Genomic DNA, 7309 nt, shown 5'->3' with positions numbered 1-7309 from the left:
GTGCCCATGGCGTTCCACGCCCAGCCAGCCGGAGGGCCCAAATCGCCGGGCCTCGCGGATCATCTCCTAGTTCACAAGGCGGCAGCGCGAAGGCAACGCCGTACCCCGGCAAATCCCTCATACGACAAAACGAGGCCAGGACACATCCAGCAAATGATGTCCTGGCCTCGCCTGAGCTTTCTTACTTACAATGTAGAATGATAAACAAACGCACCATCCAGCCCGAAGTTGCGCTGGTCCGCGACGCTGCCGGGCTTCAGATCCGCCTCGGCCATCCGCATCATCTCCATGTGGGCGTCCAAGTCGTCCACGTGGTGCAGCAGCATGGCTTCCGGGGTGGCCGGCTTAATGGCCGCGCCGTACTCCAGCTTGCCGTGGTGGGACAGGACCAGGTGGCGCAGGTTCAGAATGTGTTCGTCGTTCAGACTCGCGGCGTAGTTCAGATGCAGCGTGTTGCGGGCATAGTCGACGATCATCCCGTCGATGATGGCCACGTGTTCCAGAAGATTGGCCTGCTTCGTGGCGGTATGATCGGTGGCATTGGTGTAGCAGAAAGCCTTGCCCAGGTCGTGGAGGAGGATACCGGCATACAACAGTGACTGGTTGATGGTCTTAGCGTAGATGGTATGGGTCAGGATACCCTCTGCTTCATACGCCATGGACAGGGTGTGGGTATACAGTCCGCCGATGAAGGCGTGGTGCATCCGAATGGCCGCCGGCATCTCGCTGAGCTTGTCCACGATGGCGTCGTCCACGTCGTTGTACAGCGTCCGAACCAGATGCTGGTAAATGGGGTCGGTGATCTTCATCAGGAAGTGGTTGAAGCCCTCCTTCAGCTGAGCGTTATCCCAGTAACTGGCCGGCAGAAGGTCGCGCAGCTGCAGCGTCGGGTTGATGGAGAAGCTGTCCAGCACAAACTGGAGCTTGCCGTTGTAATCCGAGCGGGTGGCCGTGAAGTCGATGGCCTTATTATTGTAGGTCATGATCGAATCCGGCTGGATCTCCCAGATCTTCACCGGAACGGTCTCATCGTGGTTGGTCAGCGTTGCGTCGGCATACTGCGAGCCGTTTTTGGCCGCCCGCACGGTGATGCCCTGGATAATGGCCTGACCGGCGAATTGCCGGCCGTTCTTGACTTCTTTGAACATAGGACGCCTGCTTTCGTTTTTCTTCATTGTACCGTTAATTGCAGAAATCAGAAAGGCAGCGCCGTCAGACGAGGATTCGTCGGGCAGCGCTGCCGTGGTAACTTAGGAGGCTAAGGGATGGGAGCACCGAAGACTGTCAAGAGAGCGGTGCTCTCCGCGGGTCTCGGGAAAGATTAGAAACTGGACTTGGGGCCGGCCCATTCGTCCCGGATGATTTGCGCCATGTCGGCAATCAGGGGTTCCTTCGGGTTGGTGATCGTGCAGTTATCTTCGTAAGCCAGTTCGGCTAAGCGGTCGGCGGCACTATCCACGTCCTGCTTGCTGATGCCTTGGTCCTTCAAGGACATCTTCACGCCGACACTCTCCGCCAGCTTCACGATGGCATCGGCCAGGTTGTTGACGAGTTCTTCCGTCGTGTTACCTTTCACCCCAACGTAACGGGCAATTTCTGCGTAATCCTCGTCGGCGCGGAAGTAGTTGTACTTCGCCCAAACGGCGCGCTTCTCAGGCATTTTCGCATTGTAGCGAATCACGTGGGGCATAGTGATGGCAATCACCCGGCCGTGGGGCAGGTGGTACTCCCCGCCCAGTTTGTGGGCAATGGAGTGGTTGATACCCAGCAGCGCATTGGCGAAGGCCATCCCGGCCATCGTGGAGGCGTCGTGCATGTTGCTCTTGGCTTCCTGGTCTCCGTCATAGCTCTTCTTCAGGTTATCGAAGACCAGCTTGGCGGCCTGCAGGCTCAGCCCGCGGGTGTAGTGGGAGGCCATGGTGGAGACGTAACTCTCGATGGAGTGGCACAGTACATCCAGCCCGGAGTCAGCAACCACGGTCTTAGGCACGGTCTCGATGAACTTTGAGTCCACGATGGCCACGTCCGGGGTCAGAGCGTAGTCTGCCAACGGGTATTTCACACCGGTCTCACTGTCGGTGATGACCGCGAAGGGCGTTACTTCAGAACCCGTCCCGGAAGTCGTCGGGATGCAGATCAGCTTGACGTCGTTCAGCTTGGGGAACTTGTAGGTCCGTTTGCGAATGTCCAAGAATTTCTGCTTGGCCCGGAAGAAGGAAGAATCCGGTGCCTGGTAGAACATCCACATGCCCTTGGCAGCGTCCATGACAGAGCCGCCGCCGATGGCAATGACGGTGTCCGGCTTGAAGTCGTTCATAGCCGCTTGACCATGGAAGACGGTGTCGCTCGATGGATCCGGCTCAACATCCAAGAAGGTCTGGAACTGGACGGACCCCGGGCGGCGCTTGAGCACGTCTTCAACGACCTTGACGTAGCCCAGTTTCTCCATACCGTGGTCAGCGACGATGAACACCCGGTTGATGCCCTGCATCTTCTCCAGGTAGTTCACGGAGTTTTTTTCGAAGTAGATCTTGGGCGGCAGCTTCACCCATTGCAGGTTATTCCGGCGCTTCGCTACCGTCTTGATGTTCAAGAGGTCGATGGTGCCGACGTTGTGAGAAATGGAGTTCATCCCGTAAGAGCCGCAGCCCAGAGTCAAGGACGGAATCATATTGTTGTACAGGTCGCCGATACCGCCAACGGAACTCGGGGAGTTGACCAGGATCCGGCAGGCCTTCATGCGCAGACCGTATTGAACGATGAGGTCGTCATCATCCGTGTGAATGACGGCGGAGTGGCCCATGCCGCCCAGCTCCAGCATTTCTTCAGCTTTCTTGAAGCCGTCTTCGTGGTTCTTCGCCTTGATCAAGGCCAGAACGGGAGAAAGTTTCTCGCGGCTCAGCGGATATTTGTCGCCGACACCGTCGATTTCAGCCACCAGTACCGGGGTGCCCTTGGGCACTTTCAGCCCAGCCCACTCCGCAATGGTATTGGCCGACTTACCCACAACGTCGGGGTTAACGGCGTGCTTTTCTTCAGAAATGACGGTCTTGCTCAGTTTGGCAATCTCGTCTTTCTTCACCATGTAGGCACCCTGGCGGATGAATTCAGCCTTCACTTCATCGTAGATGTCCGCATCGACAATGGCCGCCTGCTCAGAGGCGCAAATCATGCCGTTATCGAAGGACTTAGAAAGAACGATGTCGTTAACGGCCTGACGGATGTTCGCCGTTTTCTCGATATAGGCAGGCACGTTCCCGGCACCAACACCAAGAGCCGGCTTACCCGTAGAATACGCGGACTTGACCATGCCGGGGCCGCCGGTCGCGAGGACAGTGGCGACGCCGGGGTGGTTCATCAAGGCCTTAGTCGCGTCAATGCTCGGAGTCGGAATGTAGCTCAAAGCCCCTTCCGGCATACCGGCAGCGATGGCGGCTTTCTTGATGACTTCCAAGGCAGCGGCGGAACACTTCTGAGCCTTCGGGTGGAAGGCAAAGATGATCGGGTTGCGCGTCTTGATACTGATCATGGCCTTGAACATGGTCGTCGAGGTCGGGTTGGTCACCGGTGTCACCCCGGCGATGACGCCGACCGGTTCGGCAATCTTCATGATCTGGTGCTGCTGGTCATCTTCAATGACGCCGACGGTCTTGTCGTCCTTAATGGCGTGCCAGATTTCTTCGGTGGCAAACATGTTCTTGACCGCCTTGTCCTCATAGACACCCCGACCGGTTTCTTCGACCGCCATCTTGGCCAAACGCATGTGGGCGTTCAGGCCGGCGATGGCCATTTCGTGAACGATGTGATCGACCTTGGCTTGGTCGAAGGTTTCCATGATCTTCAGGGCTTCATGTGCATCCTTGACCAAGGAATTGATCATGTCGTCAACTGTTGGCACCGTTTCCTTTGTGGGTTGGTTCTTTTTGACAGTCTCGAGCATTGTTATACCTCCGTAAGGTTTTGATTTTCTGTTATCCTCTTCACAAGAATTAATATACAGGATGCCCGGTCATTTGTAAAGCAATTTCTGTGATTTATTTCACGGGAATTCGATTTATTCTTGGCAGCGGTACCATAAACGGCGGTGTGTCGCGGTTTTGCACTCTCTAACGGACGCAAAATATTTTTGTTCGTTGGCCAGATTGCACGAAGTAATGGTCGCGGACGTGGCGCCTGAGGACGCAAAAAAGGACTGCCTCTCTGCAGTCCTTTTATCGGCCCAACGGTGGGCCAATCCTCCCGATGAAAAAGTTGGTTCAAATATGGCAAGTGACACGTGCCGGTTTTCTCCCCAGGTACTCCTAATACCGCAACCGAACTTTGAGTGTGCGGCGATGCGGTTGACTCCCCCGCCAACGCATCAACGTACAACATTTAGGATACCGGATATTGTCCATGATTGAACATCACTATTTGTAACGGGGACTTATAAAAAGTGACTATGACCGCCCTGGTAACGTCCAATACGGGCGGCCAACAGAAAAAAGCGGCCCCCACACTGCCAATTGACATTGTGGGGGCTGCCCCGGCTCACATCGTGGCCGCTTGGTCAGCAGTTTGCTGGGTAGACGATTGCGACTCGTCTGTTGTCTCTGGGTGGATCGCCGCGAAGACAAACTTCAGCTTGCCATCCGGTTGAATGTAGACGACGAGCTGGGTGTTCGCCAAGTCCTGCGTCTGCATGATCCACGGATTATGGTACGGACTGTACTGGTAGTAAGGGGCCATTGGCGCATTTTGGCCACCGGGATTAAAGAATACGGGATCAGTCATGACTGCACCTGCTTTCTCAAAAACCTATCGACTACAACCTTATTATACCGTGTTCGAACACACCGGGCCAAACAAAAAGGGCCGTACCCGCAGGTACTGCCCGGTGCTGGAACTTACTTGGCGTCGTCTGCCTTATTGGCGTCGTCGCTGCTAGTATCATCGCTGCCAGCATCAGTGCCGGCACTCGCGTTGTCGTCGTCAGCGGCGGCTTCATTGGCGTCTGTCGCTTGGGTGTCGCTGTCCGTCGTTGCAGGAGCGGCAGAACTTGTCGGTTCGACGGTGCGGATCGCACCCAGATTGAAGGTCAGGTAGATGCCATCGCTGTCGATCACGACGGTTTTGTCTGTCTTGTTGATGGTGTCGATGACACCGTGCAGACCGCCGATCGTGACGATGTGGTCACCCTTCTTCATCTGGTTGAGCATTTCTTGCCGCTTCTGCTGCTGCTTCTTTTGCGGCCGCATCATCATGAAGTACATGAGGCCGAAGACAATGACCAGCATGACGATCATGCCCATGCTCCCACCCAGAGGGCTAGCCGTGTTGGCAGCCGCCGTGCTTGCTAAAAAGATATTCACGTTTGAATACACTCCTTCAATGGTTTTCGTCTAACACTGTATCATATTTCACGGGCTTGTGCCCGCTTCCTTAGAAGTTTTTCGCCGTCGCGCCAGTGTAGCCGTATTCGTCAAACAAATTCTGACGGAACTCAAGTAAATTATCATCCATAATCGCTTGGCGCACATCAGCCATAAGATGGATAAGGAAGTATAAATTATGGTACGTGGTCAACCGCAAACCAAACGTTTCGTCGGCCTTGATCAGGTGGCGAATATAAGCCCGGGTGTAATGGGTGCAGGTGTAGCAGTCGCAGTCCGGGTCGAGCGGCGTGAAGTCGTGGGCGTACTGCGCATTTTTGACTACCAGCCGGCCGTGATGGGTCATCACGGTGCCGTTACGGGCGATCCGCGTGGGCAGTACGCAATCAAACATGTCGATGCCGCGAATGACGCCGTCCACCAGCGCATCGGGACTGCCCACGCCCATCAAGTAACGGGGCTTGTGTTCCGGCAGCAGCGGCGTGGTAAAGTCCAGGACATGGTTCATCTCGGCTTTAGATTCGCCGACGGACAGACCGCCGATGGAATACCCAGGAAAGTCCAAGCTGACCAAGTCCTTGGCACTCTGCTCCCGCAGGTCCTGGAAGCCGGCGCCTTGGACGATGCCGAATAAACCCTGCGTATCTGGATTGCGGTGGGCTTTGAGCCCCCGCTCTGCCCAACGGCTCGTCCGGGCCACTGAGTCGCGCACATACTCGTAGCTGGCGAAGAATGGCGGACATTCATCCAGCGACATCATAATGTCGGGCCCTAGGTCGTTTTCGATCGCAATCGCTTTTTCGGGAGAAAGGAACATCTTCGCCCCTGACAGATGGCTCTTGAAGTGCACCCCTTCTTCCGTCAAATCACGGTTTTCGGCCAGCGAAAAGACCTGGAAGCCGCCGGAATCGGTAAGGATCCCCTGATCCCAGTTCATGAACTGGTGCAGACCGCCGGCTTCCTTCACGATCTCCGGACCGGGCCGCAGCCACAGGTGATAGGTATTGGAAAGAATGACCCCAGCGCCCATTTCTTTCAACTCTTCCGGACTCATCAGCTTCACGGACGCTTGGGTCCCCACCGGCATGAACATCGGTGTGGGGAACGTGCCGTGGGGCGTGATCAGCTCCCCCAGCCGGGCGCCCGTGTGTTTTTCTTTCTTAATTAAACGGTATTGGATCGGTGGTGTCATAAAAATCTCCTACTCTGTTATCTTCGTGTCGTCATTCATCGTTGGAAGCGCCCTACTATCTTACCAGAAGTAAGCAAAAAGGAACAGCCGCCAGCTTAGCCGCCAGGAGTGTGCTGTGCGCCAAGGGGGGTGTTTAAAAACTACGATATCTGTTAGCGGTCACGGATTGTGTCAAAATTGTGCAAATTGGTCAACAAGCATTGACAATTGTCTTCACATTTCATATGATGTTGCCAACCTCTTCTACAGGGGTGCCTTTAAGCCAGCGGTCCTGTCCGGGGGGATGGTGCCGCCACAATGGCTTGGAAAGCAGGGGAAGGTTTATGACAGACCTTAAAGTAGGGCAATCCGTGATTGCCTCAAGCTACACCATGGAGGACCATCGTTTTTCCAAAGTTCGGGGGAAGATCGAGGTCGTCTTAGAACAATCCGTCATCATGTCGGTGGCCGACCAGTGGCTCGTGAACAACGCCAATGGCCGGATCTGCGTTTCTAAGAAGAAGCTCTCGGTCGTCGCTGACGACGAGAAACAGTGCTCCGCCAGTTAAGGTGCCCCTAAGCGGACTCCAGCACATCCGTGAGACCCTGAAGGTTTGCCCTTCGGGGTTTTGCTGCATTTATCAACATTCATTCGGCAAGTTGAATATTTAGACAAAAATACTGGGATCACACACACGTTGCAGCCATTGCGGCGGCGTGTGCTTGGTCCCAGTTTTTGTATCAGAGAGTTGGAAAGATTGTTTCG

General features: G+C 55.3%; 6 protein-coding genes. 1 reads left to right on the top strand and 5 read right to left on the bottom strand.

The genetic code is table 11. The features are described from left to right. Positions 1-185: 185 nt before the first annotated feature. From L248_RS15105 to tgt, 5 genes are all read right to left on the bottom strand, one after another. The gene (locus tag L248_RS15105) at positions 186-1148 is read right to left on the bottom strand and encodes an HD domain-containing protein (protein ID WP_022529164.1); all 963 of its coding nucleotides are present in this window, start codon (positions 1146-1148) and stop codon (positions 186-188) included. A 173-nt stretch (positions 1149-1321) separates the two neighbouring features. Beyond that, complete coding sequence (adhE, locus tag L248_RS05640) at positions 1322-3940, bottom strand: bifunctional acetaldehyde-CoA/alcohol dehydrogenase (RefSeq protein WP_022529163.1); 2619 nt, start codon at positions 3938-3940, stop codon at positions 1322-1324. Positions 3941-4530: 590 nt separating this feature from the next. Then, positions 4531-4773 (bottom strand): hypothetical protein, encoded by a 243-nt coding sequence (locus L248_RS05635; RefSeq protein ID WP_022529162.1) that lies wholly within the window; start codon positions 4771-4773, stop codon positions 4531-4533. A 113-nt stretch (positions 4774-4886) separates the two neighbouring features. Then, positions 4887-5303 (bottom strand): preprotein translocase subunit YajC, encoded by a 417-nt coding sequence (gene yajC, locus L248_RS05630; RefSeq protein WP_040535203.1) that lies wholly within the window; start codon positions 5301-5303, stop codon positions 4887-4889. A 118-nt stretch (positions 5304-5421) separates the two neighbouring features. Further along, positions 5422-6564, bottom strand: coding sequence for a tRNA guanosine(34) transglycosylase Tgt (tgt, locus tag L248_RS05625; RefSeq protein WP_022529160.1), 1143 nt, complete (start codon positions 6562-6564; stop codon positions 5422-5424). Between the two features lie 323 nt (positions 6565-6887). Between tgt and L248_RS05620 the strand changes: the two genes are divergently transcribed. After that, entirely contained in the window at positions 6888-7112 is a 225-nt protein-coding gene (locus L248_RS05620; protein ID WP_040535113.1) for a hypothetical protein, read from the top strand. The last annotated feature ends 197 nt before the right edge of the window (positions 7113-7309 follow it).

It is taken from the genome of Schleiferilactobacillus shenzhenensis LY-73 (assembly GCF_000469325.1).
GTDB classification, from domain to species: Bacteria; Bacillota; Bacilli; order Lactobacillales; family Lactobacillaceae; genus Schleiferilactobacillus; species Schleiferilactobacillus shenzhenensis.
This window is presented reverse-complemented; position numbering and strand designations above follow the sequence as displayed.

Excerpts from the sequence above, each read along its gene's own strand:
- L248_RS15105 (WP_022529164.1), bottom strand. The coding sequence starts at position 1,148 with ATGTTCAAAGAAGTCAAGAACGGCCGGCAATTCGCCGGTCAGGCCATT.
- adhE (WP_022529163.1), bottom strand. The coding sequence starts at position 3,940 with ATGCTCGAGACTGTCAAAAAGAACCAACCCACAAAGGAAACGGTGCCA.
- L248_RS05635 (WP_022529162.1), bottom strand. The coding sequence starts at position 4,773 with ATGACTGATCCCGTATTCTTTAATCCCGGTGGCCAAAATGCGCCAATG.
- tgt (WP_022529160.1), bottom strand. The coding sequence starts at position 6,564 with ATGACACCACCGATCCAATACCGTTTAATTAAGAAAGAAAAACACACG.
- L248_RS05620 (WP_040535113.1), top strand. The coding sequence starts at position 6,888 with ATGACAGACCTTAAAGTAGGGCAATCCGTGATTGCCTCAAGCTACACC.